This window comes from Dankookia sp. P2, assembly GCF_050632255.1.
GTDB lineage: Bacteria > Pseudomonadota > Alphaproteobacteria > Acetobacterales > Acetobacteraceae > Paracraurococcus.
The window spans coordinates 2,195,500-2,221,064 of sequence record NZ_CP192581.1; the positions used below are offsets into that span (position 1 = coordinate 2,195,500).

Annotated in this window: 24 protein-coding genes and 4 pseudogenes; 16 read left to right on the plus strand and 12 right to left on the minus strand. The window is 74.7% G+C overall.

Annotated features, from left to right (window positions below; translation table 11 throughout):
- Window positions 1–540: 540 nt before the first annotated feature.
- The 3 genes and pseudogenes from ACQ86J_RS13040 to ACQ86J_RS13050 form a co-directional block, all read right to left on the minus strand.
- Window positions 541–2,136, minus strand: a pseudogene (locus tag ACQ86J_RS13040) (tripartite tricarboxylate transporter substrate-binding protein); the annotation flags it as partial.
- A gap of 121 nt (window positions 2,137–2,257) precedes the next feature.
- Window positions 2,258–3,229: a Bug family tripartite tricarboxylate transporter substrate binding protein gene (locus tag ACQ86J_RS13045; protein WP_431271429.1), complete on the minus strand. Its 972-nt coding sequence runs from the start codon at window positions 3,227–3,229 to the stop codon at window positions 2,258–2,260.
- 224 nt (window positions 3,230–3,453) lie between these two features.
- Complete coding sequence (locus ACQ86J_RS13050; RefSeq protein WP_431271430.1) at window positions 3,454–4,230, minus strand: DUF5602 domain-containing protein; 777 nt, start codon at window positions 4,228–4,230, stop codon at window positions 3,454–3,456.
- 194 nt (window positions 4,231–4,424) lie between these two features.
- Here ACQ86J_RS13050 and ACQ86J_RS13055 point away from each other — a divergent pair, with 194 nt between their 5' ends.
- From ACQ86J_RS13055 to ACQ86J_RS13065, 3 genes are all read left to right on the plus strand, one after another.
- Entirely contained in the window at window positions 4,425–4,823 is a 399-nt protein-coding gene (locus tag ACQ86J_RS13055) for an LLM class flavin-dependent oxidoreductase (protein WP_431271431.1), read from the plus strand.
- 54 nt (window positions 4,824–4,877) lie between these two features.
- Window positions 4,878–5,783: an NtaA/DmoA family FMN-dependent monooxygenase gene (locus tag ACQ86J_RS13060; protein ID WP_431271432.1), complete on the plus strand. Its 906-nt coding sequence runs from the start codon at window positions 4,878–4,880 to the stop codon at window positions 5,781–5,783.
- Between the two features lie 181 nt (window positions 5,784–5,964).
- Window positions 5,965–6,348 (plus strand): DUF533 domain-containing protein, encoded by a 384-nt coding sequence (locus ACQ86J_RS13065; RefSeq protein WP_431271433.1) that lies wholly within the window; start codon window positions 5,965–5,967, stop codon window positions 6,346–6,348.
- Here the strand turns inward: ACQ86J_RS13065 and ACQ86J_RS13070 are convergent.
- On the minus strand, window positions 6,282–6,809 hold the full coding sequence (locus ACQ86J_RS13070; protein ID WP_431271434.1) for a SapC family protein: 528 nt from the start codon (window positions 6,807–6,809) through the stop codon (window positions 6,282–6,284). The two genes, ACQ86J_RS13065 and ACQ86J_RS13070, sit on opposite strands and share 67 nt — an antisense overlap.
- A gap of 652 nt (window positions 6,810–7,461) precedes the next feature.
- Complete coding sequence (locus tag ACQ86J_RS13075; protein WP_431271435.1) at window positions 7,462–7,827, minus strand: MarR family winged helix-turn-helix transcriptional regulator; 366 nt, start codon at window positions 7,825–7,827, stop codon at window positions 7,462–7,464.
- Window positions 7,828–7,969: 142 nt separating this feature from the next.
- On the opposite strand from ACQ86J_RS13075, the gene ACQ86J_RS13080 reads away from it, so the two are divergent.
- From ACQ86J_RS13080 to ACQ86J_RS13115, 8 genes and pseudogenes are all read left to right on the plus strand, one after another.
- On the plus strand, window positions 7,970–9,007 hold the full coding sequence (locus tag ACQ86J_RS13080; protein ID WP_431271436.1) for a 2,5-dihydroxypyridine 5,6-dioxygenase: 1,038 nt from the start codon (window positions 7,970–7,972) through the stop codon (window positions 9,005–9,007).
- A complete protein-coding gene (locus ACQ86J_RS13085; protein ID WP_431271437.1) occupies window positions 9,004–9,738 on the plus strand; it encodes an alpha/beta fold hydrolase in 735 nt (244 codons plus the stop codon). Before ACQ86J_RS13080 ends, ACQ86J_RS13085 begins: the two co-directional genes overlap by 4 nt.
- 153 nt (window positions 9,739–9,891) lie before the next feature.
- Window positions 9,892–9,975 (plus strand): annotated as a pseudogene (locus ACQ86J_RS13090) (acyl-CoA dehydrogenase family protein); the annotation flags it as partial.
- Window positions 9,976–10,228: 253 nt separating this feature from the next.
- The gene (locus ACQ86J_RS13095; protein WP_431271438.1) at window positions 10,229–10,987 is read left to right on the plus strand and encodes an acyl-CoA dehydrogenase; all 759 of its coding nucleotides are present in this window, start codon (window positions 10,229–10,231) and stop codon (window positions 10,985–10,987) included.
- A pseudogene (locus ACQ86J_RS13100) lies at window positions 10,984–11,232 on the plus strand (hypothetical protein); the annotation flags it as partial. The gene ACQ86J_RS13095 and the pseudogene ACQ86J_RS13100, both read left to right, overlap by 4 nt.
- A gap of 134 nt (window positions 11,233–11,366) precedes the next feature.
- Complete coding sequence (locus ACQ86J_RS13105; RefSeq protein WP_431271439.1) at window positions 11,367–12,257, plus strand: AMP-binding protein; 891 nt, start codon at window positions 11,367–11,369, stop codon at window positions 12,255–12,257.
- A 127-nt stretch (window positions 12,258–12,384) separates the two neighbouring features.
- On the plus strand, window positions 12,385–12,561 hold the full coding sequence (locus ACQ86J_RS13110; RefSeq protein WP_431271440.1) for an AMP-binding enzyme: 177 nt from the start codon (window positions 12,385–12,387) through the stop codon (window positions 12,559–12,561).
- A 97-nt stretch (window positions 12,562–12,658) separates the two neighbouring features.
- On the plus strand, window positions 12,659–13,294 hold the full coding sequence (locus tag ACQ86J_RS13115) for a LysE family translocator (RefSeq protein WP_431271441.1): 636 nt from the start codon (window positions 12,659–12,661) through the stop codon (window positions 13,292–13,294).
- A gap of 64 nt (window positions 13,295–13,358) precedes the next feature.
- Here ACQ86J_RS13115 and ACQ86J_RS13120 read toward each other — a convergent pair whose 3' ends face one another.
- The 6 genes from ACQ86J_RS13120 to ACQ86J_RS13145 all read right to left on the minus strand — a co-directional run bounded on the left by ACQ86J_RS13120 (window position 13,359) and on the right by ACQ86J_RS13145 (window position 18,452).
- Complete coding sequence (locus ACQ86J_RS13120) at window positions 13,359–13,622, minus strand: hypothetical protein (protein WP_431271442.1); 264 nt, start codon at window positions 13,620–13,622, stop codon at window positions 13,359–13,361.
- Window positions 13,623–13,996: 374 nt separating this feature from the next.
- Window positions 13,997–14,608: a sugar transferase gene (locus ACQ86J_RS13125; RefSeq protein WP_431271443.1), complete on the minus strand. Its 612-nt coding sequence runs from the start codon at window positions 14,606–14,608 to the stop codon at window positions 13,997–13,999.
- A 117-nt stretch (window positions 14,609–14,725) separates the two neighbouring features.
- A complete protein-coding gene (locus ACQ86J_RS13130) occupies window positions 14,726–15,838 on the minus strand; it encodes a hypothetical protein (RefSeq protein WP_431271444.1) in 1,113 nt (370 codons plus the stop codon).
- On the minus strand, window positions 15,835–16,350 hold the full coding sequence (locus tag ACQ86J_RS13135) for a hypothetical protein (protein ID WP_431271445.1): 516 nt from the start codon (window positions 16,348–16,350) through the stop codon (window positions 15,835–15,837). The genes ACQ86J_RS13130 and ACQ86J_RS13135 overlap by 4 nt, the downstream gene beginning before the upstream one ends.
- Complete coding sequence (locus ACQ86J_RS13140; protein ID WP_431271446.1) at window positions 16,263–16,718, minus strand: hypothetical protein; 456 nt, start codon at window positions 16,716–16,718, stop codon at window positions 16,263–16,265. Before ACQ86J_RS13140 ends, ACQ86J_RS13135 begins: the two co-directional genes overlap by 88 nt.
- A 51-nt stretch (window positions 16,719–16,769) precedes the next feature.
- Window positions 16,770–18,452 (minus strand): heparinase II/III domain-containing protein, encoded by a 1,683-nt coding sequence (locus ACQ86J_RS13145; RefSeq protein ID WP_431271447.1) that lies wholly within the window; start codon window positions 18,450–18,452, stop codon window positions 16,770–16,772.
- 171 nt (window positions 18,453–18,623) lie between these two features.
- Here ACQ86J_RS13145 and ACQ86J_RS13150 point away from each other — a divergent pair, with 171 nt between their 5' ends.
- From ACQ86J_RS13150 to ACQ86J_RS13170, 5 genes and pseudogenes are all read left to right on the plus strand, one after another.
- Window positions 18,624–19,571, plus strand: coding sequence for a polysaccharide biosynthesis/export family protein (locus tag ACQ86J_RS13150; protein WP_431271448.1), 948 nt, complete (start codon window positions 18,624–18,626; stop codon window positions 19,569–19,571).
- Window positions 19,529–20,659, plus strand: coding sequence for an SLBB domain-containing protein (locus ACQ86J_RS13155; RefSeq protein WP_431271449.1), 1,131 nt, complete (start codon window positions 19,529–19,531; stop codon window positions 20,657–20,659). The genes ACQ86J_RS13150 and ACQ86J_RS13155 overlap by 43 nt, the downstream gene beginning before the upstream one ends.
- Entirely contained in the window at window positions 20,590–21,411 is an 822-nt protein-coding gene (locus tag ACQ86J_RS13160; protein WP_431271450.1) for an SLBB domain-containing protein, read from the plus strand. Before ACQ86J_RS13155 ends, ACQ86J_RS13160 begins: the two co-directional genes overlap by 70 nt.
- Window positions 21,412–21,673: 262 nt before the next feature.
- A pseudogene (locus ACQ86J_RS13165) lies at window positions 21,674–23,502 on the plus strand (YjbH domain-containing protein).
- A gap of 262 nt (window positions 23,503–23,764) precedes the next feature.
- A complete protein-coding gene (locus tag ACQ86J_RS13170) occupies window positions 23,765–24,694 on the plus strand; it encodes a glycosyltransferase family 4 protein (protein ID WP_431271451.1) in 930 nt (309 codons plus the stop codon).
- Here ACQ86J_RS13170 and ACQ86J_RS13175 read toward each other — a convergent pair.
- Window positions 24,678–25,046 (minus strand): YjbF family lipoprotein, encoded by a 369-nt coding sequence (locus ACQ86J_RS13175; RefSeq protein WP_431271452.1) that lies wholly within the window; start codon window positions 25,044–25,046, stop codon window positions 24,678–24,680. The genes ACQ86J_RS13170 and ACQ86J_RS13175 overlap by 17 nt on opposite strands.
- Window positions 25,047–25,565: the final 519 nt, after the last annotated feature.

Below are 25,565 nucleotides of genomic sequence, written 5' to 3' on the forward strand. Positions count from 1 at the left end.
CCGCGCGAACGCCGCGGCAGCAGCCGCGCCATCGCCAGGCAGCCGAGCGCCGGGCCGATCGCCAGCGCGGCGAAGGCGGCGCCCCAGCCCCACCGCTCCGCCAGCAGCGGCAGCAGGTGGATCGCCGGCAGGGTCAGCGCGAAGCCGAGGCTGGTCTGCACCGTGAGCATCGTCCCGGCGAGGCCAGGCGGCGCGGCCTCGGCAACGCTGGCGGAGAACTGCGCGGAATCCGCCACCACCGCCGCACCCCAGACGAGGCACAGCAGCACGGTGACCCACGGCGCCGCGCCGAAGGCGGCGCCCGCCAGCAGGCAGCAGGCGCCGCTGATCGCCATGGCCCAGATGGTCAGCCGCGCCTTGCCGATCCGGTCGGCGATCCGCCCGCCCGCGACGCAGCCGATGGCCCCCGCCGCCATCACCGCGAAGGTCGCCAGCGCCGCCCTGGCCCGGCGCCCCCGCCCGCCCCGCCGCGGCGAAGCTCGCCGCCAGGTAGGCGCCGATCCAGGCCCACATGGCATAGAGCTCCCACATGTGGCCGAGATAGCCGAGCGTCGCCAGCCGCGTCCCGCGCGTCCGGAACAGCAGCAGCGCGAGGCCCGGCCGGAAGGGCGGCGCCGGGGCATGCGCCGGGCCGAGCCGCGTGCCGAGGATCAGCCCCGCCGCCAGCAGCGCGCCGGCCGAGGCGGCGCCGACCGTCACGCGCCAGTCGACGCCGCCGAAGGCGTTGACCAGATGCGGGGAGGCGGAGCCGAGCGTCAGCCCGCCGACCAGCATCCCGACGACCAGCCCGGCATCGGCCCGGGTCGCCCAGCCCGTCGCCAGCTTCATCCCCACGGGGTAGATGCAGGCCAAGGCCAGCCCGGTGACGACCCGCAGCGCGATGACGCCCGCGCTGCCCACCGGCAGCGCCAGGATCGCCGCATTCGCTGCCGCGCCGAGCAGCGAGGCCGCGGCGATCAGCCGGCGCGGGTCGAGCCGGTCGGGCAGCGCCAGCGCCGCGCTCGCCAGCGTGCCCAGCACGAAGCCGAGCTGCACGCCGCCGGTCAGCCAGGCGAGGAAGCCGGGCGGCAGCGCGGCCTCCCGCGCCATGGCGGGGCCGGCGGCGGTGCCGGAGAACCACAGCGCCAAGGCCAGCACCTGCGCCAGCACGATGAGGGCAAGACTCGCCCGCTTGCCTTCTGTCAAATACCTGTCCCCATCAAAAAGGCCGGGGAGAAGGTATTCTCCCCCAGGCCCCTCATCTGTTTTCCCGGGCCCGGCACCCGCGGCGCGGCGGCAGCCGAGCTTGCTCAATCCACCGTCGCGCCCGAGGCCGCCACCACCGGCGCCCAGCGCGCCACCTCGGCCCGCATGAAGGCGTTGTACGCGGCCGTGTCCAGCGGCCAGGGCTCCGGCGCCGATCTCGGCGAGACGGGCGACGACGCCGGGATCGGCCACGGCATCCAGCAGCACCAAGGCCAGCTTCGCCACCACCGGCGCCGGCGTCGCGGCCGGCGCGGCGAAGCCGTACCACGACGCCACGTCGAAGCCTGGTACCCCCTGCTCGGCGAGCGTCGGCAGCTCCGGCATCGTCGCCGCGCGCCGTGCCGTGCTGACCCCGATCGCCCGCAGCGCGCCCGATTGCACATGCGGGCGGGAGGTCGGCGCATTGTCGATGTTGAACAGCACCTCCCCGTTCAGCACCGCGAGCATCGAGGGCGCGGTGCCGCGATAGGGCACATGCGTCACCTCCACCCCCATGAGCTGGCCGAACAGGATGCCCGAGAGGTGGGAGGAGGTGCCGGACCCCGCCGAGCTGAGATCCGCCCGCCCCGGATTGGCGCGGATGAAGGCCACTAGGTCGGCGACGCTGCGGATGGGCAGCTCGCTGCGCACGATCAGCACGTTCGGCATGGCGCAGACCCGGCAGACGCCCGGCATGTCGCGCAGCGGATCATAGGCCCGGTTGCGGTACAGCGAGGGCCCGATGCCGTGCGAGGCGATGTGGTTGACCGTGAAGCTGTGCGCGTCGCCCGCGCGCATCGCCGCATCCGCCGCGATCTGCCCGCCCGCGCCCGGCCGCGGATCGACATAGAGCGGCTGGCCCAGCCGCTCGCGCAGCCGGCTCTCGAAGATGCGGACCAGGATGTCGGACACGCCGCCGACCTGGGCGCTGACGATGAAGCGCAGCGGCCGGTCCGGCCAGGCCGATGCATTGCCAGTCTGGGCCCGCGCCGTCCCGGCCAGCAGGGCGGGCGCGGCGAGCAACGCCCGGCGGCTAGTCAACCGAGGCGCCCGAGGCGCGCACCACCGGCGCCCATTTGGCGGCCTCGGCGCGCATGTAGGCGTCGTACGCCGCAGGGCCGAGCGGCTTGGGCTCGGCGCCGAACTCGCGGTAGCGCTGGGCGAGGCCGGGGTCGCCCAGCGCCGCGACCAGCTCCGCCCCCATGCGCTCGACGATCGGCCGCGGCGTCGCCGAAGGCGCGACGATGCCGTACCAGGAGGCCACGTCGAAATCCGCCACACCCTGCTCCTCGAGGCTCGGCAGCTTCGGCATGGTGCTGGCGCGCTCCGCCGTGCTGACCGCCAGCGCCCGCAGCATCCCGGCCAGCACCTGCTGGCGCGACGCGGGGGCGTTGTCGATGGCGAACAGCACCTCCCCGTTCAACACCGCGGCCATGCTGGGGGCGGTGCCGCGATAGGGCACGTGCGTCGTCTCGACGCCGATGCGCAGCCCGAACAGCACGCCCGAGAGATGCGAGGAGGTGCCGGTGCCGGCCGAGGAGAAGACCGCCTTCTCCGGCCTGGCGCGGCAGAAGGCGACGAGATCCTGCACCGTCCGGTGCGGGCTGTCGCCCTTGACGATCAGCACGTTCGGCATCGAGGCCAGCCGCGCCACGCCCGGCAGGTCCTTCAGCGGATCGAAGGCGAGCCGCTTGTAGAGGCTCGGGCCGATGCCGTGTGACGCGATGTGGTTGATGTAGAAATTGTACCCATCGCCGGGGGAGCGTGCGACCACCTCGGCGCCGACCATGCCGCCGGCGCCGGGCCTCGGGTCCAGCACCAGGGGCTGGCCGAGCTTCTCCCGCAGCCGGTTCTCCAGGATGCGGACCAGGATGTCGGAGACGCCGCCGGCCGAGCCGCCGATGACGAAGCGCATCGGCCGCTCCGGCCACGGCGCCTGGGCGCGTGCGATGGCGGGGGCTGCGAGCATGGCGGCGCCCAGCACCGCGCGTCTTGGAACCTGCATGGTGTCTCCTTCCCGGGGCGGCCTCTGCGGGCCGCGGGGGCGATGGTAGGGTCTGCCGAGGCCGCTGTCCCCATCGTCGCGGCAGGGCGGGCCGGCGGGCTTGTCCGGCCGACCGCCCCCTCCCCGGCCCCGGCGGCCTGCGTCCGGGCGTGCAGGCGGCACCGCCGCGGTTCGTTGCCTGGAGGGCCGATCCGGGCGGCCGGGCGCGCAGCCCGCCATCCGCCCTAGCCCGGCAGCGGCCGCAATCCGGTCAGGGCGATCCGGTACACGCCGTCGCGGAAGGAGACGCGATAGGCGTCGGGCCACCATAGCCTTCCCTCGGCGCGCGCCGGCGCGCGGATCGGGATCGTCACGTCGGGCCGCGTCAGCAGGAAGGCTCTGGTCATCATCGGCTCCAGGAAGATCAGCCGCCCGTCGTAGGAGCCGATGACCATGACCTTCTCGAAGGGCCGCCCGGGCTGGTCCGGGACGGCATCGGCGATGCCCCAGTGCTGCCCCATCCTCGGCGTGCCGGCGCCGCGCCGGAGCCCGGGCGGCGGGATCCCCTCCGCGGGCGGCCTGGCGAGCCTGGCCTCGAAGGCCGGATCCTCCCGCACGATCCGGTCCCGCTCGGCCACGCCGATCCGGTAGAAGTGCACGTCGAAATGCGGGACGTCATAGACCCCGGCCGGGGCATGCCCGTGCGCCTCCCAGTCCAGCCCGACATGGTCGTAGCCGGCCTGCCCCGCCTCCGGGGGCAGCGCCAGGTCGATGCCGGTCTTGTGGCCCGGCAGGTCGTCGAGGGCCGCCTCGGTGAGGTCGACGCCGACCGCGACAGGCGCGCCCCGTGCATCAAGGCCGACCCAGGCGGTGGCGGTGCCCCGCCCGAGCGGCAGGCGCGCCCCCTCGACCGTGCGGGCCGCCTGCGCAGATGCCACCGGCTGGGCGCGCGCCGGCCCGGCATGGAGCGCCGGCAGCAGGGTGAACGCCGTGGCGGCCAGGACCTTGCCGAAGTGGTGCATGCATCGCCCTCCCTCCCGGAGATGGCCGATCTTTCTCCCTTCGCGCCGGAGGGTCCACGGGATTCCGGGGCCTCCGCCCTCGCTGCCGCCGCGGGCCGACCGCCCTCGGGACCATCCCGTCGCGGGCCTGGCCGGCGTTGACGCAAAGATGGGCGGGGCGGAAGCTTGCCGCCAAGGATTAGGGGGATTCATCCATGCGACAGATGCACCTGGTCGGCTTCCTGCAGGCGCAGAACTGCACCACCCTCGCCTCCTCCTGGCGCCACCCGGACAGCCGCACCGACTTCCTCTCGGCCGACTACTTCCAGGAGATCGCGCAGATCCTCGAAGCCGGGAAATTCGACCTCGGCTTCTTCGACGACCGGCTGTCGATGCCGGACCGCTTCGGCTCGGACCATGTCCACACGATCGAGCACGGCATCCGCTGCGTGAAGCTCGACCCGATCGTCACGCTGACCATGATGGGCGCGGTGACCTCGCGGCTCGGCCTCGGCTCCACCGCCTCCACCACCTATTTCGAGCCCTTCCACGTCGCCCGCGTCTTCCAGACGCTCGACCTGATGAGCGAGGGCGCGCCGCCTGGAACGTCGTGACCTCGCTGAACGACGGCGAGGCGGCGAATATGGGCCATGCCGAGATGATGGCGCATGACGCGCGCTACGACCGCGCCGACGAGATTCGTCGAGGTCGTGCTCGGCCACTGGGATGCCTGGGAGGACGACGCGCTGATCGTCGACAAGGCCACCGGCCGCTTCGGCGACGGCCACAAGGTCCACCGGCTCGACTACAAGGGCCGCTTCCTCCACTCCCGCGGCCCCTTCACCGTGCCCCGCAGCCGGCAGGGCCGCCCGGTGATGATCCAGGCCGGCAGCAGCGGCCGCGGCAAGCGCTTCTCCGCCCGCTGGGCGGAGCTGGTCTTCGTCGCCTACCACGACGTCGCCTCCGGCAGGCAGGAGTACGACGAGTTCAAGGCGATGGTCGCGGCGGAAGGCCGCGACCCGGATGCGGTGAAGGTGGCGACGCTGGCCTACCCGATCTGCGCCGCGACCCAGGCGGAGGCGGAGGACAAGGCGGCGCTGATCGCCGGTCTTCCCTTGGAGATCGACGCGCTCTCGCTGCTGTCGGAAGCGCTCAACTTCGACTTCGCCAGCAAGGGCATGGACGAGCCCTTCACCGATGCCGAGATGGCCGGCATCCAGGGGCTGCAGGCGATCCGCGACCGGGTGGTGAGGAACACCGGCAAGAGGAACCCGACGGTGCGCGACTTCATGGTGGGCAGCGGCCGCGGCAAGCCGCCGATGAACATGGTCGGCGGCCCGAAGCAGGTGGCCGACAAGCTGGAGGAATGGTTCACGGGCGGCGCCTGCGACGGCTTCGTCATCGGCGCCTGCGTGGTGCCCGGCAGCTATGCCGACTTCGTCCGGCACGTGGTGCCGGAGTTGCAGCGGCGCGGGCTGTTCCGCAAGGACTACGCGGGGCGGACGCTGCGCGACCACCTGGGCCTGGCGCGCGCCACGCGCGGGGACTGGCAGCCGCGCCTGGCCGCGGAGTAGAACCGCACCGAACCTGTCTTCACGATCGTTGCGGGCACCCGCCTGCCGCTTGCCCGCCACTGCCGCGCGGCGAAGGCAGAGGATGGATGGACCAGCCATGATCGACGCGGCGAGGCTGCTCGGGTCGCTGCTGCAGTAGGAAGCCGCGCCGGCGGCGCAGGACCGGCTGCAGCGCAAGGCGATGCTGCTGGTCTGGGCGATGATCCAGGCCAAGGCGGATGGCCAGATCGCTGCCGAGGGAATGGCGCGCACCATGGACCGGCTGGCCGAGGCCGGCGAGGCGCGGCAGGTGGTGCGGCGGGCGATGCGCCAGCCGGCCGACATCGCCGGGCTGGCGGCGGAGGCAGGGGACCCGCGGGCGGCGGCCGGGCTCTACGCCGCCTCGCTCATGGCCGTCACCGCCGACAGCCAGGGGGAGCGCGACAAGCGGCGCGGCCACCGCCCAAGGCGGTGGCGCATGTCCGGGCGAGGCTGGCAGCGTGGCCCGCCGCCTCCGCCTCACCCCGGCGGCGCCACGTCCCGGGCCAGCTCCGGCAGCCCGCCGACCGACAGCAGGTGGGCATAGATCGGCTCGAGCCAGCCCTTCTCGCGCAGCTCGAGGAATTGCTCGGGCGGCAGGGCGGCCAGCGCCGGGCGGTCCACGGCGAAGAACCCGTCCACCCGCAGCGGCTTGCCATGGTGCGGGAACTCCACCACCGCCGGTTTCAGCAGGCCGAGCTGGTTCAGCCGCTCGGTGATCCCGCGGGTCCGCAGCATCCCCTCCTCGACCGACCGGGTGAAGGCCAGCGCCTGTTCGAGCTGCGGGGTCGGCTTGCCCGCCGCGTCGAACAGCGCCTCGCCCTCGGTCCGGCTCACCTGTGGGGCCTGCGGGTCGATGCAGAGCACGAGCTGGTCGGAGCCCGGGGCGCTGCGGACCAGGAAGAAGGGCACCCGGCGCAGATAGGCCGGGACATAGGCGCCGGGCTTCCAGCCGCCGCGCTCGTCCACGTAGAGGTTGCTGCCGGCCGCCAGGCCGCAGAGCGCCACCGGCAGGTGCGGCGGCGCGGCGGCGAAGACGATCGGCAGGGTGCGCGCCGCGATGGGGATTCCTCGACCACTAGGGGAATGGCGCTGGCCCGGGCGGCGAAGCCGAAGCCGGCATCGCGGACGCGCAGCCTGGCATGCTTCTCCGGCGTCAGTGGATCGAGCGCGCCATAGAGCGGCGGCAGGGCCGGCGCGGCGACGGGGCCGGGGCTGGGGCCGGCGGCGCCATTGGCCAGGGCGCCGTTGGCACGGGGCGGGTGGTCGGGCATGTGATCTGGCTCCTTCCCGACGGCCCGCAGGACCGCCGGCCGGGCAGGCGAGGCGGCGGCTCAGCCGAGGACCAGCCGGGCGACCTGTACCACCAGCGACACCGCCAGCAGCAGGAGGATGATGCGTTGCAGCCTGGCGGGCGAAGGCATGGGCGGCAGCCCCGGACTGGGATGGCCGCGCGGCGGGAAGGGCCGCGCGGCTGCCAGGACCGATATGGCCGGTGCCGGGCCAGGGCAAGACCGGCGGCGGCCTGGTTGCGCCGGCGATCGAAACGCGGCCAGGACCTCAGCCGCGCCGCGAGCGGCCTTGCCGGGCGATGATGGCGCGCAGCAGGGTCTTGATCGCCAGCGCCTCGGCATCCGGATGCCGGGCCATCACCTCGGCCTCATGCTGCTTGGCAAGCTGGACCAGGTCGGCCGCCGTGACCTCCCCGCGTGGTCAGCGCCACGCGGACCACGCGGCGGTCCTTGGTGTCCTGGGTGCGCTTCACCAGGCCGTCCCGCACCATGCGGTCGAGCAGCTTGGTCATGGTCGGCTGCTGCAGTAGGCAGGTCTCGGCCAGCCCGGTCACCGTCTCCCCGCTGCTGCCCACCAGGCTCGCCAGGACCCGCCAGACCGGCACGGCGATGCCGCGACGGCGCAGTTGCTCCTGGAACTCGGCGGAGATGAGGTGCGACGCGCGGGCAAGCAGGTAAAGCAGGTAGTCGTCGATGAACCGGCTGCCAGGCGGGGTCGCGGAAGGCTGTGACATAACGATGGCGGTCCGATCACGTTGCGGTTTCAGGCATAATAACCCCTTTCCGTAATAAATGCTTTCAAAATAGTTGCTCGGTCAGATGAATGCGTTTTCATGTTCATCGGCCGGTGCTAGGCTCCCGCAGGAGAACCACCGCATGCTCGCCGACCGTATCGAGTCCCCCTGGATCGAGGCGTTCGAGACCGTCCTCCGGCTCTGCCGGGCCGAGGCCGGCCTACCCGTCTGTCTCCTGGCGGAAAGCCAGTCCCGCGCGCTGAACATCGATCTCGCGGAACTGGCCGCCCTGCGGCTGGGCTGCCGGCCCTTCCGCCTGGTGCTGCCCACGCCGCCGCAGACCGCCCCGGTGCCGGTCCGCTCGACCGGTGCCTCGCGCGCCCTGCAGGCGCATCCGGCCGCGCTCGCCGCGCTGAAGGCCTCCCCGCTCATCCTCGACCTCACCCTCGAAGGCTTGCTGCATGCGCCGGAACTCGGCGAGATCCTGCGCGCCGGCAGCCGCGTGCTGATGGTCTCGAACGAGCACCCGGAAGCCCTCGCCCGGCTGGTGCCGCGGCCGGAGGACGAGGCGCCGGTCCGGGCCGCGGTGAAGCTCGCACGGGCAGCGAAACGCATGACGGTCGTCTCAGCCGCCGGAACCGATCTCACGATTGCGCTGGAAGGAGCCGCGACCGCCGGGGTCTGGGGCTGGACCGACCGGCCCGGCACCGTGGCGCATTGGCCGGGCGGGGTCGTCGTCTCCTTCCCCCGGGCCGGCAGCGTGCAGGGCACGCTGGTCCTGGATGCCGGCGATGCGAACCTCACCTTCAAGCGCTACCTGGAGCGGCCGGTCCGGCTGGATCTACACGACGATTACATCGTTTCTGTTTCCGGTGACGGAACTGATGCGGAACTGATGCGCCGCTATCTCGCCGCCTGGGGCGACCGGGCCGCCTATGCCGTCTCCCATGTCGGCTGGGGCCTGAACCCGCGGGCCCGCTACGAGGCGCTGGCGATGTATGATCGCCGCGACACCAACGGCACCGAGCTGCGCGCCTTCGCCGGCAATTTCCTGTTCTCGACCGGCGCCAACGAATTCGCCGGCCGCTTCACCGAGGGGCATTTCGACATCCCCGTCCGCAACTGCACCATCGCGCTCGACGGCACGCCGGTGGTGGTCGAAGGGAGGCTCGTGCCATGACCACCATCGTGCTGCTGCACGGCATCGGCGGCGCCAGCTGGGCGCCGGTGCTGCCCGCCCTCGCCCCCGCCCGGGTGCTGGACTGGCCGCTGCCCGGCTATGCCGGCTCGCCGATGCCGCCCGAGACCAGCTTCGCCGCCTGGGCCGGGCTGCTGCGCGACCGCCTCGACGCCGAGGGCATCCCCCGCATCGACCTGATCGGCCATTCGATCGGCGGCATGCTGGCGCTGGATTTCGCGCTGCGCTTCCCGGAACGCGTCCGCGGCCTGGTGCTCTATGCCACCACCCCGGCCTTCGGCGGCCGCGACCCCGCCTTCGCCGAGGCCTTCCTGGCCGAGCGCCTGGCGCCGCTCGGGGCCGGGCAGGACATGCCGGCGCTGGCCGAGTCCAGCATCCGGCCGATGCTCCGCCCCGGCACGCCCGACGCCCTGGTCCAGCTGGCGGTGGATGCCATGGCCGCGGCGCCGGAAGCGGCCTACCGGGCCGCCGTCCGCTGCCTCACCACCTTCAACCGGCGCGACGACCTCGGCCGCCTCGCCGCGCCGACGCTGCTGGTCGCGGGCGAGGCCGACCCGCTGGCGCCGCCGAAGACCATGGAGCGGATGCGGGACGCCATCCGCGACGCCCGGCTGGCGGTGCTGCCGGGTTGCAGCCACCTGGCGCATCTCGAGGACCCGGCCGGCTTCAACGCCGCGGTGCAGGGCTTCCTGCATGGCCTGCGGGAAGGCTGAGCATGGACGCCCCCATCTTCGACCCGGGCGCCTTCCGCCTGACGGAGCAGGAGGCCGCGCTGACGGCCCAGGCCCGCGAGTCGGCGAAGGCGTCCTCGCCCCCGCGCCGCCCGTTGGGACCGCGAGGCCTCCTTCCCGACCGACAACTACCGCGACATGCACCGCAACGGGCTGCTCGGCATCTGCATCCCCGAAGCCGAGGGCGGGCGCGGCGCCGATTTCCGCGCCTATTGCCTGACCGCGGCGGAGATGGGCCGCTATTGCGGCGCGACGGCGCTGACCTGGAACATGCATGTCTGCTCCACCCTCTGGACCGGCGCGCTGACCGAGGATCTCGACATGGAGCCGGGCGTGCGGGCCGAGCACCGCCGCCGCCGCCGGCTGCACTACGACCGGATCCTGCGCGACGGCGCCATCTACGCGCAGCCCTTCAGCGAGGGCGGCGCCGCCTGCAGCCGGCGGCGTCGCCTTCGGCACCACCGCGCGGCGCGTGCCCGGTGGCTACCGCATCTCGGGCAGGAAGATCTTCGCCAGCCTGTCGGGCCACGCCGACTTCTACGGCGTGCTCTGCACCGAGGCGAAGGACGGCGAGGCGAAGCCCTCCCGCCGCGACACGCTCTACCTCGCCATCCCGCGCGAGGCGGAAGGCGTGAGCGTCGAGGGTGAGTGGGACCCGCTCGGGATGCGCGGCACCGTCTCCCGCAACCTCGTCTTCCGCGACGTCTTCGTCGACGACGACGACGCGGCGCTGATGCCGCCCGGCCTCTATTTCCAGGCGGCGACCCGCTGGCCGCACATGTTCATGACCCTCTCTCCCGCCTATATGGGCATCGCCCAGGCGGCCTACGACTTCACCGTGCGCTACCTGCGCGGCGAATGGCCGGGCACACCCCCGGTGAAGCGGCGGATGTACCCGACCAAGCAGGTCGCGGTCGCCGAGATGCGGGTGATGCTCGAGCAGACCAAGGCGCTCTGGTTCCAGGCGGTCACCGAGGCGCGGCCCGATCCCAGCAAGGACCAGCTGCTGCGCGCCTGGGCGGCGCAGCACACGGTGATGGAGAATGCCGCGGCGCTGGCGGCCAAGGCGGTGCGCACCTGCGGCGGCCAGTCCATGCTGAAGTCGCTGCCGCTGGAGCGGCTCTACCGCGACGCCCGCTGCGGGTCGCTCATGCTGCCCTGGACCGCCGAGCTCTGCATCGACCGCATCGGCCGCGCGGCGCTGTACGAGGCGGGCGAGACGGATGAGTGAGGGAAGGGAAGGCCGGGGAGGAGGTATCCTCCCTGGACCCTCCTCTATTTCTCCGAGTCCGGTACCCTCGCGCGCGGCGGCAGCCGACTCACAAAAAGGAAGGGAGGGGCTTGGGGAGGGAATACCTTTCCCTCCCCGACCTTGCTTCGCTTCCCGACGCCATCGCCCTCTCCGGCCCGGCCGGCACGCTGACCTACGCCGCGCTGCAGGCCCGCATCGCCGCCGCCGCCGCGGCGCTTGCCGCGCAGGGCCTCGGCCGCGGCGACCGGCTCGGCTTCCTCGGCCAGAACCACCCGGCGCAAGCTCGTGCTGCTGTTTGCCTGCGCCCGGCTCGGCGCCATCCTCGTCCCGCTGAACTGGCGCCTGGCCGCGCCCGAGATTGCGCTTCATCCTCGAGGACAGCGGCGCCCGCCTGCTGGCCGCGACGCGGGAGATGGCGGAAGCCGCCCAGGCCGCCGCCCCGCCCGGCTGCGCCCTGCTGGACGCCGAGGCCGCGTGGCCGGACGCCCCCGCCCCGCCCGCGGCCGGCGCCGAGGACGACCCGCTGCTGCTGGTCTATACCTCCGGCACCACCGGCCGCCCCAAGGGCGCGGTGCTCGACCAGCGGGCGCTGCGCGCCAATGCGGAGAACGCCCGGCACGCCTTCGGCCTGACCGCCGCCGACCGGGTGCTGACCCTACTGCCGATGTTCCATGTCGGCGGCCTCAACATCCAGACCACCCCGGCGCTGCTGGCCGGGGCAGAGGTCGTGCTGCTGCCGCGCTTCGACCCCGAAGCCACCTTCGCCGCCATCGCCGCCCACCGCCCGACCCTGACCCTGCTGGTGCCGGCGGTGATGCAGGCCCTCGTCGCGCATCCCGGCTGGGCCGCGGCCGACCTCGCTTCCCTCCGCGCCATCGGCGCCGGCTCCTCCGAGGTGCCGCTGCCGCTGATCGAGGCCTTCCATGCGCGGGGCATCCCGGTCCAGCAGGTCTATGGCGCGACCGAGACCGGCCCCATCGCCATCGTCCAGACGCGGGAGGAAGCCCTGGCCGCGCCCGGCAGCCTCGGCACGCCGGCGCTGCACGGGGCGGCGCGGGTGGTCGATGCCGCGGGACGCGACCTGCCCGCGGGCACCCCGGCGAGATCCAGCTGCGCGGCCCGCATCTCGCGCGCGGCTACTGGAACGCCCCGGCCGAGACCGGAGCGGCCTTCCGCGACGGCTGGTTCGCCTCCGGCGATGTCGGCTTCCGCGATGCCGCGGGCCGCTTCTGGTTCACCGACCGGCTGAAGCACCTGATCATCTCGGGCGGCGAGAACATCTACCCGGCCGAGGTGGAGCGCATCCTCCGCACCGCGCCCGGCGTGCTGGAGGGCGCCGTCTGCGGCCGGCCCGACCCGCGCTGGGGGAGGTGCCCGTGGCCGTCGTGGTCCCCGGGCCGGGCTTCGAAGGTGAGGCCGTGCTGCGGCACTTCGAGGGGCGGATCGCCCGCTTCAAGCAGCCGCGCGCGGTGGTCGCGGTGCCGGCGCTGCCGCGGACGGCGCTCGGGAAGGTGCGGCTGGAGGCGCTGCGGGAGATCGCCAGGGAAGGCTAAGGCTGAGGGAGCCTTGCCCCACTGCCCCCACCAAAGACCGAAAGGCCTCTGGACACCTCGGGTTGGGGACGCCGCCACGATCCATTAGACTTCGGCCATGCCGGATCTCAGCCAGTTCCTCCTCTACCTCGCCGCGGCGCTGCTGCTCGCGATCACCCCCGGCCCGGGGCTCTTCTACGTCGCCGCGCGCACGCTCGCCGGCGGCCGGGCGGAGGGCATCGCCTCCAGCCTCGGCACCGGCCTCGGCGAGCTGCTGCATGTCCTCGCCGGCAGCCTCGGCGTCTCCGCCATCGTGCTGGCCAGCGCCGACCTCTTCGCCGCGCTGAAGCTGGCCGGGGCCGCCTACCTGGTCTGGCTCGGCTGGCGGACCTTCCGGGCCGCCGGCGCGCAGGCTTCGGCCGCCGCCGCCCCGCCGGCCGGGCGGGGCCGGGCCTTCCGCGAGGGCATGCTGGTCGAGGCGCTGAACCCGAAGACCGCGGCCTTCTTCCTCGCCTTCGTCCCGCAATTCCTCGACCCGGCGGCTGGCCGCGTGGCGCTGCAATTCGTGCTGCTCGGCGCCGTCTCGGTGGCGCTGAACACCCTGGCGGACATCGCGGTGGCCTGCGCGGCGAGCGGCATCCGCGACGGCGCCGCGGCGCGCCCCGGCCTGGTCCGCCGGCTGCGGCAGGGCTCGGGCGGCGCGATGGTCGCGCTCGGCATCGGCCTCGCCCTGGCGCGGCGCCCGGCCGGCTGAGGGCCGGGGGGGGGACGGGGATTTGCCTTGCCCCCGGGCCGCTCCCGGATCTATAGGATTATAGTCAATCCGGTTCCTGCCCCTTGGGCGCCGCGGTGACGGCCGCGACGGCCGCGACGGCCAAGGCCTGCTTCCGCCGGCGCGCCGCGACCAGGTCCATCGCCGCCACCAGCACTTCCGCGGTGATGCCCTCGGGCCGCAGCGTGCGTTCCGCGGTTTCCACCGACTCCATCAGGATCGGCGTGAGCACCAGCGATGCGCGCTCCAGCCGCGCCTCCATCTGCCTCGGCCGGCCCAGCCGCGCGCGCAGCGACTTGGGGATCGTCACCTGCCATTGCGGGGATACCCGGATGATCATGCCTCGCTCCGCCGGCCGGGATGGCCGAGGCGCGATTTAAGTTTTTATTCCTACAAAAAGTCAAGCCGTTTCGTTCGGATCCAGCCTTCCGCCTGGCATTGCATCGGCCGGCCGATGGAGCGGCCTCAAGAATCCTGAGCCGGATTGAGCGGAATTGTGGGTTTAACCCCTCAAATCCGAAACCGGCCCGGGACACGGACGGGCGGCCCAGGGGGACCACCGCCCGGCCCGGCCGAGCCCGCCCGCCCGGGGCCGCGGCGGTCCCTCCGGCGACCTGCGGCCGAGGGTGACGGCGGCACTGCCACAGGTCTTTGCCTTCCAGGCAGGGGCGGGCGTCCGGGCGTTCACGCCCTCCCGCCATCCGCTGCAGGTCCCGGTCGGAAGGCCGGCATCGTCGCATGCCCGGGCGCGGAGACGCCCTGGCCGCGCAGCAGCACCCGCGCGCAGCGCCAGAGGATCGCCAGATCGCCGCGCAGCGTCGGCGCCGCGCCGGCATAGCGCGCATCGAGCGTCAGGCGCCGCCGCCAGGGCACCGCGTTGCGCCCTGCCGCCTGCGCCAGGCCGCAGAGGCCCGGCCGCACGAGCTGCCGCGCCGCCTCGGCCGGGGTGAAGCGCGCGTCGTATTCCGGCGGCAGCGGCCGCGGCCCGACCAGGCTCATCTCGCCGCGCAGCACGTTGAACAGCTGGGGCAGCTCGTCCACCGCGCTCGCCCGCAGCCAGCGCCCGAAGCGGCCGAGCCGCGCCGCGTCCGGCCCCGGCCCCTCGGCCAGGCTGCGCAGCTTCACCAGGGTGAAGGGCCGGCCGCCCCGCCCGGTCCGCCGCTGGCGGAACAGCACCGGCCGGCCGAGCGCCAGCAGCACGCCGAGCGCGGCCGCGGCCAGCAGGGGCGCGGCCACGGCCAGCAGCAGCGCCGCGCCGGCGATGTCGAAGGCCCGCTTGCCCCAGCGCTCATACATCGGGCAGCACGCGGCGCCGCGCCTCGACCCCGAGCGAGAGCAGCAGGCCGAGCCCGAACCAGACCATCCGGTTGCCGAGATCGGTCGAGACCATCGCGGTCAGCCCGAGCGGCAGGGTCAGCGCGGCGATCCGCGCCGCCCGCCCCGGCGCGACCCGAGGTGCGCGGCGGATCGCCAGCGCCACCCCGCCGCCGAAGGCCGCGAGCCAGAGCGCCAGCCCGGGCAGCCCGCCTTCCGCCAGCATCTCCAGCGCATGGTTGTGCGGGTGCAGGGCGCGGTCGTCGCCGCTGCCGGCGGCCAGGGTGAAGCCGCCGGTGCCGAGGCCCCAGGGCGCCGCCACGCCGGCCCAGCGCAGGGCCTCCCCCACAGGATAAGCCGCGCGGGGGTCGCGGTCGCCGGGTCGCCGAACAGCCGCTCCAGCGTCCGCAGGCCAAGTTCCGCGCCCGGCATGGCCAGCAGCGCCGCCAGACCGGCCAGCCCGGCCGCGCCGGCCGCCGCCACCCAGCCGAGCGCCGCGCCGCGCCGGCCGGACAGCCAGAACAGCACCGCAGGCGCCCCCGCCACGGCCAGCAGCAGGCCGAGCAGCGCCGCCCGCCCGCCCGGCACCAGCACCGCCACGCCCAAGCAGAGCGTCACCCCGGCCCAGGCCAGCCGCCGCGGGCCGCGCGCCTCCACCAGCCGCAGCGCCGCCAGCCCGGCGGCGCAGGCGATCGCCAGCCCGGCCAGCGGGTACTGCACCCGCAGCTTCGCCGGGTCCTGCCCGACCGCGCCGCCCAGCACGACATTGCCGGTCAGCACGCCCCAGGCGGTCGCCGCGCCGACCAGCGCCCCGATCGCCACCACCGCGGCCGAGAGCCGCCTGAGCGTCGGCCCATCCGCCCCGGCCAGCATGCCCGCCAGCAGCATGGCCGGCGCCAGCAGGACCAGCTGCGGCAGCTTCTCCGCCAGCACCAGGCGGGAGACGGTCCAGCCCCCGGCCAGCACCAGCCAGACCAGCAGCAGCGCCGCCGCCAGCAGCGGCCCGGCCAGGGCCGGCGCGACGGCCCAGTCCCGCACCAGGAGCAGCAGGCCGAGCGAGGGCAGCAGCAGCAGCGCCGCCAGCAGGGTCAGGTCGACCGGCAGCGCGGCGATGCCGGGCAGCGACTTCAGCGCGCCGGCAGACTGCAGCGCCGCCGCCAGCAGGCCGGTGCCCGCCGCCAGCATGGCCGCCTCGAGGGCCTCGCGCCTCACTCCGCCCCCATCTGCGGCAGCGCCAGGCCATAGCGCGGCGGGCGGGGCCGGGCCGCGGCGACGCGGGCCAGCACCAGCGCCAGGGTCGCCGCCAGCACCGCCAGCGGCGCCGCCAGGGCCAGCAGCAGCAGCAGCAGCGGCCGGTTCGGCAGGGAGGGCCGCTGCTCGACCATCGGGGCGGAGACCAGTCGGGCCGCCACCGCCTCATCCGCCGCGACCACGAGCGCGCTGCGCTGCTGCTGGCCGAGCAGGTCGTACAGCGCGTTGCGGAGATAGAGGTCGTGCTCGGCCGCCAGCCGCGCCTCGATGGCCGCGATGCGGCGCCGGGCGAGGTCGGCGAGGTCGCCGCGTACCTTCGCCTCGGCCAGCGCATGCAGGCGCTGCAGCGCCTCCAGCGCCGCGGCGCGATCGGCATGCGCGAGCGTCAGGGTGACGGTGACGGTGGCGATGTTCTGGGTGGCGGCGAAGTTGCGCTCGAGCCAGTCCTGCGCGTCGTCGAGGTCGGCCTCCATCCGCAGGCCAAGCCGCTGGCGCAGCCAACCGAGGGGTGGCGCGGCGCGGCGCTCGGCCAGGTGCGCCAGCAGGCCGGTGTCGCGCGCCAGCATCGCCGCAGCCTCCGGCGAGCGGAGGGCGTCGAGATAGACCGCGAAGTCCCCGTCGGCCGGTCGTCCAGCAGGCCGCCGCCGAACAGCGGCACCGGCGAGAGCAGGGTGGAGGTGGCGATGCTGGTGGTCTCGGCCGGGGCGACCACGGCCTGGGCGACGTGCCGCTGCGGCAGTTGGAACAGGATGCAGGCCAAGGCCGCGTAGAGCAGCAGCGTCGCCAGGAGGACGCGCCAGCGGCGATCCCAGATACCCTGCAACAGCAGGTCGAGCGGCATGCCTCCCCCTGTGGATCTTGCGCTTTCGATCTGTACACAAGCGCTCCGTATTCAATCCACGGTTGAGTTCGGAAGATCGATCACAGTTGTGAGATTCGTGACGGGCTGCTGGACTCGCACAACCAGCACGGGCACCGGCCGGATCTGGCCATAGCCGGGACTCTCCCAGCCCTGCTCCAGCGCGCAGCCGAGCGGTGCATCGGCGGTGACGCGCAGGGTCGCGGCCGGACCCACCACGCCGTCCGGCAGGATGCGCCACGCGCAGGGGGCCAGCCGCCAGCGCAGCACGGCGGTGGCGAAGCGGCCGCCGACCCGGTCCTCGACTACCCAGCGCCGGCCCTGCACCGCCACGCGGCGTTCGTGGCGGCGGCCACGCCGGTCGCGCAGCCAGGCGCCGTCCGGCAGCGCCCCCGTCGCCGGCCAATGGGAGAAGAGGAAGCGCGAGACCCGCGGCATCTGGTCCTCGCCGTCGAAGGCGATGGTGTTGTGGGCCGCGGTGCCGCTGAGATGGGCGTGCCACCAGGCCTCCGCCGGACCCGGGTTGTAGGCACCCGTGCCGCCATCCCGCAGCAGGGCCAGCGGCCCGTCCCAGAGCTCGAGATGCAGCAGGTCGGCCTGGCCGGGGCGGAAGCGCAGCGGGCCGGTGCGGAGGCAGCCTCGGGCGCCCGCCGCCTGCCAGCCGCGCAGGCCCTCCCCGTCCAGGCGCCGGGCGGCGGCGGCGGCGCCGGACCGGACGGCAGCCCCAGCCAGGCGCAGCCCGGCTCCGCCGCCAGCCCGGCGGAGCCGCCGCGGAACAGCCGCGCCGCCCGCTCCAGGCTCGGCCGCGCGTCCGCCGGCCCGGCCAAAGCGAGGTCGGCGAAGGCCGAGCCGTCCTGGTGGCCGAGCCGGGGCAGCGCGCCGGTCCCGGGCGCGGCCAGGCGCTGCAGCCAGAGCGTCGCGGCGGCGGCCCGGTCGGCGGCGCGCAGCGGCGGCCCGCCCAGCCGGCGGCGCAGCCACTCGGTCGCCGCGAGCACATCGAGCAGCAGCCGGTGGTAGCCGGTCGAGAGCTGCGCGAAGGACCCGTCGGGCGCGACCAGCCGCCGCAGCGCCGCGTCCAGCCGCGCCGCGCCGCGGCGGGTCCAGCCGGGCTCGCCGAGGAGCAGGCCGCAGGCCAGCAGCCCGGCGGCCTCGGACACGGTGTGGTTGTTGTCCTGCGCCAGGGCATAGGCCGGCGTCGCGGCGATCCGCCGGCCCTGCAGCGCCAGCAGCGCCCGGGCGCCGGGCGGCGGGGCGCGGTCGGCATCCAGCAGGGCCAGCGCCAGGCCGAGATGCAGGGCGCGCAGCGCCGCCTCCTGGCCGCAGGCCCAGTTCGGGCCGCGAAAGGGGGTTGCGCGCCGCCCAATCGGCCAGCAGCGCCTCGGCCTGCGCCAGGTGGCCGCCATCGGGGTCGAGCCGGGCCGCCTGGGCCAGCAGCGGCAGCTCGGCCCAGCGGTTGCGCTCCCAGACCGGGCGGATATCGCCGGGGCCGAAGAGGTCGAGGCCGAGTGCCGGGGCCCCGGCCGCGAAGGGCCCGTGCCAGTCGGGCGGGGCGACCCGGGCGGCGCGGGCCAGCACGGCCCGGCGATGCCAGCCCGGCACCGATGGCGGCGACGGCGCCGTGGCCGGCAGGAAGCCCTCCCGCGGCGCCGGCGCGTCGCGCAACCGCCAGCGTGACAAAAACTGGCCGGGCCCGCGATGCCAGGCGACCAGCAGCACCGGGCGAAGCCCCAGTCGTGCGGCGGCATCTATTCGCCTAGGAATACTAAACATTCGAATCATTGCCAGGTCATGGTGGGATTCGGCTATTTTCGTTGCAAGGAATACTTAACAGTTAGCCCAAGCCTGCGAGAGGACTTCCCCCTGCACCGCCGCGCCGGCCCTTCCCCGATGCATCGCGCGCTGGCGTCGCTGCTGGTGCTGCAGCTCGCCCTGCCGGCGCGGGCCCAGACCGGGGCGGGCGGCGGCTACCTCTCGCCGCCGGCGCTGCCCTCCACCCTGCCCGGCGGCCTGCCGCTGCCCAGCCTGCCGGCCGGGTCGCAGCAGGACATCCTGCAGCGCATCCTCGATGCCGGCGCCGGGCGCACCATGCCCGCCCCGGCGCCGGGCCCGGCGCCGGCCCCCGCCTATGCGCCGGGGCCCATGCCCGCGCCGCCGCCGCCGGCGGCGGAGGATCCGCCCTCCCCGGCCGAGGCCTTCTTTGCCGCCCGCGGCGCCGGGGCCGGCTGCCAGCCCGCGCCCTGCGCCCCGGCCCCGCTGCGCCAGTTCGGCTATGACAGCCTGCGCGGCATGCCCGCCGGCCAGCCCGCCGGGATCGGCTTCGGCGCGCTGCCGGAGGACTACCTGCTCGGCCGCGACGACGAGGTGGTGCTGGCCTTCCGCGGTCGCAGCCGGCAGACGCTCAGCCTCCGGGTCGGCCGCGACGGCATGCTGCTGCCGCCGGACCTGGCCCCGGTCCCGGCCGCCGGCCGCACCCTGCGGGAGTTGCGGGCGGACCTGGAAGCGCGGGCGGCACGGGAGCTCGGCGGGTCGGAGGTCTTCGTCTCGATCGGCCAGGTGCGGCAGATCGCGGTCTTCGTCGGCGGGGAGGTGGCGCGGCCCGGGCTGCAGCCGCTGACCTCGATGGCCTCGGTGCTGGATGCGCTGGTCGCCGCCGGCGGGGTCCGGCGGACCGGGTCGCTGCGCGCCATCCGGGTGGAAGGCGCCGCCGGCCGCCGCATCATCGACCTCTACCCGGTCATCGCCGGCGAGGGCACCGCGCCCGACCTGCGGCTGCGGGAGGGGAGCGCATCCTGGTGCCGCCGCTCGGCGGGGTGGTGGCGATCGGCGGCGAGGTGACGCGGCCCGGCATCTACGAGCTGCCGGCCGGGGTGGCGCAGGCGCCGCTGGCCGCGCTGCTGCGCCTGGCCGGCGACCCGCTGCGGCCGGGCGGCAACCGCTTCCTGCTGCAGGGCACGGATGGCGAGGGCCGCCGTGCCCTGCGCGAGATCGGCCCGCGCGACGCGCTGCGCCGCGGCGACGCGCTGCGGGTCGAGCCCGGCTCCGACGTCATGACGCAGGACCTGCGGCTGGCCGGACATGTGGCCGCGCCGGTGCTGCGGGCGGCGGGCGGCCGGGCCCGGACGCTGCGCGGGCTGCTCTCCGACCCGCGGCTGGTGAAGGCGGACCCCTATCCCCGGCTCGGCCTGGTCTGGCGGACCGACGCGCGCGACCGGACGCGGCAATTCCTGCCCTTCGACCTCGGCCGCGTGCTGCAGGGGGAGGCCGACCTGCCGCTGGCCGAGGGCGACGAGGTGATCCTGCTCGGCCTGCCCGACGTGCTCTTCCTGGCCAGCCCCGGGGTGCAGCAGGCGCTGCGCGGCGATGTGCCGGACCCGGGCACGGCCCCGGTGCTGGCCCAGGCCCTCGCGGTCCAACCGCTGCCGGCGGCGGCCGGGATGCCGGGCGCGCCGCCGGCCGTGGCGCCTGCGCCGCCGGCGGCACCCGCGGCGGACTGCCCGGCGCTGACGCAACTGACGGTCGCCGCCCAGGCCTCCCGCCAGCGCTTCGCCCATGCCCGCGCCGCGGGCTTCCCGGATTACGGCCGGCTGCCCTGCCCGCAGCTCTTCCTCGACTACCCGACCCTGCTGCCCTTCCTGCTGGACCAGAGCGTCCTGTTGACCGGGGAGGTGCGGCTGCCCGGCCTCTATCCCATCCTGAACGACACCGGGCTCGATTCCGTGCTGGCCGCCGCGGGGGAGCGACCGACACCGCCGATCTCTCGACCGTCGAGCTGGCGCGGGAGCCGGCGGAGCAGGCGGCGACCCTGCCGCTGGCCCGCACGCTGCTCGACCTGCGGTCCCGCAACTTCGCCGCGGTGCGCCTCTCGCCGCGCGACGCGGTGCGGCTGCCGCGCGGCTTCGGCGACCGCGACAGCGGGCCGGTGACGCTGATGGGCGAGTTCGTCCGGCCCGGGGTCTACGACATCCGCCGCGGGGAGCGGCTGTCCGAGGTCATCGCCCGGGCCGGTGGGCTGACGCCGCAGGCCTACCCCTATGGCGCCGTCTTCAGCCGGGAGAGCGTGCGGCAGCGGCAGCAGGAGGGCTTCGCCCGGACGGCGCGCGAGCTGGAGCAGGGCCTCATGCAGGTGGCCGCCGGCCAGGCGGTGGCGGGCATGCGCGGCTCCTCCGACCTCTCGGGCGCGATCCAGGCCGGCCAGGCGCTGGCCGGGTCGCTGCGCAACGCCCGCGCCGCCGGGCGGATGGTGGTGGAGGCCAACCCGGTGGTGCTGGCCGGCCGCCCCGACCTCGACGTGCTGATGGAGCCGGGCGACCTGGTGGCGATGCCGAAGCGGCCGAACGAGGTGACGGTGGTCGGCGCGGTGCTGAACCCGGGCAGCCTGCAGTCTGCGACGGGCTGGAGGGCCGGGGACTATGTCCGGGCGGCGGGCGGGGAGCAGCGCTTCGCCGATGCCGGGCGCGGCTTCGTGGTGCTGCCCAATGGCCAGTCGACGCCGGCCGGGCTCGGTGCCTGGCAGGCGGGCGGGCCGCCGATCCCGCCGGGCAGCACCGTGGTGGTGCCGCAGGATCCCTCCCCCTACGAGACCTGGGGGTTCCTCCGCGACCTGACCCAGGTGCTGTCGCAGGTGGCGCTGTCGAGCGCGGCGCTGGCGGTCATCGTGCGGTCGGGTGGGCGGTAGGCTGGCACGGCGCGGCACGGGGGCGGCGCCCTCCGCGCCGGGCTGACCGTCCTGCTCCTCGCCCTGCCGGCCGCGGCGCAGGAGGTGCCGGCCACCGGGTCCGACTATGGCGGCGCCGGGCTGATCGAGATGCGCAACGCCCACTTCCGGCCGGACGGCACGCTGGAGGCGGGGGCGGCGCTGCGGCACCAGCGGCAATTCTTGGTTCCTCGGCTTCCAGGCGCTGCCCTTCCTCGAGACCACCTTCCGGCTGACCGACCGGCTGAACGGCACCACCGGCCGGGGCACCACCAACGACCGTGCCTTCGACCTGGAATTGCAACTCTGGCAGGAGAGCGCCTGGCGCCCGGCGCTGGCCGTCGGGCTGCAGGATGCGATCGGCACCGGGATCTATGGCGGGGAATACCTGGTGGCGTCGAAGCGGCTCGGGCCGGTCGACCTCTCGCTCGGGATGGGCTGGGGCCGGCTCGGCACCGGGGCCGACCTGCCCAACCCCTTCGGCCTGATCTCCGGCCGGTACAAGGCCCGGCCGCGGCATGTCGGCCAGGGCGGCAGGCCGGCCTATGGCAGCTGGTTCCATGGCGAGGATGTCGCGGTCTTCGGCGGGATGGAGTGGAGCCTGCCGACCCTGTTCGACGAGATCGAGGGGCTGCGCGCGAAGGTCGAGTGGTCGGGCGACGCGCTGCGCGACGAGCGCGGCGGCTATCCGGCCCACACCGCGAACCTGCGCGGGGAGGCGCGCTCGCGGCTGAACCTCGGCCTGCAATGGCAGCCGAATGCCTGGCTGGATGCCGGGGTGCATTTCGTCCACGGCACCGATGCGCTGTTCCGGCTCTCGCTGCGGATGGACCCGGCGCGGCCGCCGGAGGTGCCGCGGCGGCCGCCGCCCGCCATGGTCGCGCGCCCGGCGCTGGGGGCCGAGGATGCCATCGCCCCGGCGCTGCGGGCGGCCGGCTTCCGCCCGCTCGGCATCGAGGTGGCAGGCGCCGAGGCGCGGATTGCGGTGGAGGGCGGGCGCTTCCCGACCCTCGCCCAGGCGGCCGGGCGGGTGGTGCGCGCCGCGCAGCCGCATTTGCCGCCCGAGGTGGAGCGGATCGAGGTCGCCTGGCACCGTGCCGGGGCGCCGGTCGCCCGCCTCGTGCTGCTGCGGGAGGCGATGGAGGCCGGCGCCGCCGGGGCGGGCAGCGCCGAGGAGGTGCTGGCGAGCGCGACCCTGCTGCCGGCCCGGGCGGCGGATGCCCCGCTCGCCGCGCCGGGCCTCGCCTGGGCGGTCGAGCCGCGGCTGGCGCTGCAGCTCGGCGACCCGGGAAAGGCGGTGCGCTGGCAGGCCGGGCTCGTGGCCGGGGCGCGCTACGGGCTGGGGCAGGGCTTCGCGCTGGCCGGCAGCGTCGCCCAGGTGCTGGCCGGGAACCTCGAGGACGGCAAGCCCTCCGACAGCCAGCTGCCGCATGTCCGCAGCGACCTTGCCCGCTATGCGCGGGAAGGGAAGACGGCGATCCCGACCCTTTATGGCGAGCGGATCTGGACCCTGGCGCCGGATGTCTTCGCCCGGGTGACGGGCGGGCTGCTGGAGCCGATGTACCAGGGCGTGCAGGGGAGGTGCTGTGGCGGCCGATGGACCGGCCGGTGGCGCTCGGCCTCGACCTCGCCTGGGTGGCGCAGCGGGAATACCGCCAGCGCTTCGCCGCCCTTGGCTACACGGTCGCGACCGGCCATGCCTCGCTCTATGCCGACCTGCCGGTCTGGGGCCTCTACACGGTGCTGCGGGCCGGGCGCTACCTGGCCGGCGACTGGGGCGGCACGATCGAGCTCGGCCGCCGCTTCGACAGCGGCATCGAGGTGGGCGCCTTCGCCACCTTCACCGACGTGCCCTTCGGCAAATCCGGGGAGGGCAGCTTCGACAAGGGGATCTACCTGCGGATCCCGCTGCAATTGCTGGGGCCGGAGACGACGGCGCGGGCCGGGGCGGTGATCCGCCCGGTGGTGCGCGACGGCGGCCAGCGGCTGATCGCCGACAATCCGTTGTGGGACGTGACGCGGGAGGGGCGGGCCGAGGCGCTCGCACGGGGTTACATGGGCTTCCTGCGCTAGCCCGCGGCGTCCCGGGTGGAACCACGCGGGGCGTGAATCGTCGGCTCGACACTGCCTGGACCCATGGTGCCCGGTGCGGTCGGGGCACCATCGGGCCAGCTTGCCCATCCCGCCCGCTTCCGCCACACCCCGCGCGCAATGTCTTCCGCCGCCCTCCTCCAGCACCTGACCTTCGCGCTCGGCCTTGCCCTGCTCTCGGCCGCCGCGGTGCGGGCGATGATCGCCTGGCCGATCCTCGACCACCCCAACGGCCGCAGCGCGCATGTCCGGCCGACGCCGCGGGGGCGGGGTCGGCGCGGTGCTCGCCTTCGTCGCCGGCATGCTGGTGCTGTTTCAGGTGGCCGACAGCGCCCGCATCGCCGAGCGGCAGTTCATCGGCGTGATCCTCGCCGCCATCGCCATCGCCGGCGTCGCGCTGGTGGACGACATCCGCAGCCTCTCGGCCCGGCTCCGCTTCGGCGCGCAGCTGGCGGCGGCGCTGGTCGCGGTGTTCAGCGGGCTGACCATCTCCCGCCTCGCCATCCCCTATGTCGGGCCGGTCGAGCTCGGCTTCCTCGGCACGCTGATCACCGTGTTCTGGATCCTCGGCTGCACCAACGCGGTCAATTTCATGGACGGGCTGGACGGGCTGGTGGGCGGCGTGCTGCTGATCGCCTGCGCCGCGCTGACCGTGATCGCCGCGCTGCAGGGCGGCGGCTTCGTCTATGCCGCGGCGCTGTTCCTGACCGCGGGCTTCGCCGGCTTCCTGCCCTTCAACCTGCACCCGGCGCGGATCTTCATGGGCGATGTCGGCAGCCAGTTCGCCGGCTTCATGCTGGCGGTGCTGGCGGTCGCGGCCAGCCGCTTCGACGTCAACCAGCTGAGCTTCCTGATCGTGCCGCTGCTGGTCTTCGGCCTGCTCTTCGATGCCGGCTTCACCCTGGCCCGCCGCGCCGCCATGGGCGACAAGGTGGGCGCGCCGCACCGGACGCATATCTACCAGATGGCGCAGCGCGCCGGCATGGGCACCCGGGCGGTGGCCGCGACGCATTGGGGCTTCGCCGCCTTCCATGCCGCGCTCGCGCTGGTCTTCCTGCGGCTGCCGCCGAACTGGAAGCCGCTGATCGTGCTGCCGGCGCTGGCGGTGCAACTGGCCTGGCTGGCGGTGGTGGCCCAGCGGGTGCGCCGCGCCGGGCTTAGCTGGCGGGGCTGAGGAACTCCACCGTCAGCATCGGCAGGCCCGGGCCGATCCACTGCCAGGCCTGCAGCACCGCGCCGCCCTCGGCCGCCACCCAGAACCGGTTGGTGAAGCGCCCGGCGCCCTCGGCCCGGCAGCGCTCCTCGACCAGCAGCACCGCCGCATCCTCGGTGCGCGTCGCCTGCAGCCGGCATTCGACCTGGACGCCGAAGCGCATCCCCTCCGCGGCGCGGTCGGCCCGCATCAGGTCCACCATGCGGCGCGCCGCCGCCGGGCGTTCGAGCAGCGCGGAGGGGTCGGCCAGCGGGTCGGGCCCGTCGAAGCGGGTGGCCGCCAGCATCTCGCCGAAGCCGGCGGTCGCCACCACGCGGCCGCGATCCGTCCTCGACCACCTGGTTGCCGGCGGTGCGCCAGAGCCGGCGCTCGCCCATCTCCTGCAACGGTTCGGCATGGCTGACCCGGCCCCGCAGGGTGAGGCGGAGCAGCGGGCCGTGCGGCGCCGCCTCGGCCCCGGCGGTGCCGTTGGTGGCCAGGGGATCGGCAAGCCCGGCGGACCAGGGCGTGTCGCCGCAGCCGGGCAGCAGCAGGGCGGAGAGCAGGAGGGCCGAGGCGCTGCGCATCCGGTGAAACTAGCTGCCCAGGCGGAACGAAGCGAGCGATTCGGCCCCTGGCCCAGCATCGCCCTCCCGCCTCGGCGCCGGGCGACAAGAAACCGGCAATCGCCGCCATATTGCTTGGCCGCAGGATGCGTTCGGCCAGAGACCGAGCCGCGCGGCACAAGACCAGCTTCCGGCATCCGACCTGATGCTGCGGCGCAACACAGAAAAAACCTCAGCCTCGCTTTTAGATTAAGGTTGATGACCCTTCGGCTTGGCCGTTATTTTCA

Excerpts from the sequence above, each read along its gene's own strand:
- ACQ86J_RS13170 (WP_431271451.1), top strand. The coding sequence starts at position 23,765 with ATGTCCGGCCGACGCCGCGGGGGCGGGGTCGGCGCGGTGCTCGCCTTC.
- ACQ86J_RS13065 (WP_431271433.1), top strand. The coding sequence starts at position 5,965 with ATGCTGCTGGTCTGGGCGATGATCCAGGCCAAGGCGGATGGCCAGATC.
- ACQ86J_RS13050 (WP_431271430.1), bottom strand. The coding sequence starts at position 4,230 with ATGCACCACTTCGGCAAGGTCCTGGCCGCCACGGCGTTCACCCTGCTG.
- ACQ86J_RS13080 (WP_431271436.1), top strand. The coding sequence starts at position 7,970 with ATGCTCGCCGACCGTATCGAGTCCCCCTGGATCGAGGCGTTCGAGACC.
- ACQ86J_RS13150 (WP_431271448.1), top strand. The coding sequence starts at position 18,624 with ATGCATCGCGCGCTGGCGTCGCTGCTGGTGCTGCAGCTCGCCCTGCCG.
- ACQ86J_RS13060 (WP_431271432.1), top strand. The coding sequence starts at position 4,878 with ATGACGCGCGCTACGACCGCGCCGACGAGATTCGTCGAGGTCGTGCTC.
- ACQ86J_RS13125 (WP_431271443.1), bottom strand. The coding sequence starts at position 14,608 with ATGTATGAGCGCTGGGGCAAGCGGGCCTTCGACATCGCCGGCGCGGCG.
- ACQ86J_RS13055 (WP_431271431.1), top strand. The coding sequence starts at position 4,425 with ATGCGACAGATGCACCTGGTCGGCTTCCTGCAGGCGCAGAACTGCACC.
- ACQ86J_RS13085 (WP_431271437.1), top strand. The coding sequence starts at position 9,004 with ATGACCACCATCGTGCTGCTGCACGGCATCGGCGGCGCCAGCTGGGCG.
- ACQ86J_RS13045 (WP_431271429.1), bottom strand. The coding sequence starts at position 3,229 with ATGCAGGTTCCAAGACGCGCGGTGCTGGGCGCCGCCATGCTCGCAGCC.
- ACQ86J_RS13075 (WP_431271435.1), bottom strand. The coding sequence starts at position 7,827 with ATGTCACAGCCTTCCGCGACCCCGCCTGGCAGCCGGTTCATCGACGAC.
- ACQ86J_RS13115 (WP_431271441.1), top strand. The coding sequence starts at position 12,659 with ATGCCGGATCTCAGCCAGTTCCTCCTCTACCTCGCCGCGGCGCTGCTG.
- ACQ86J_RS13135 (WP_431271445.1), bottom strand. The coding sequence starts at position 16,350 with ATGGAGGCCGACCTCGACGACGCGCAGGACTGGCTCGAGCGCAACTTC.
- ACQ86J_RS13140 (WP_431271446.1), bottom strand. The coding sequence starts at position 16,718 with ATGCCGCTCGACCTGCTGTTGCAGGGTATCTGGGATCGCCGCTGGCGC.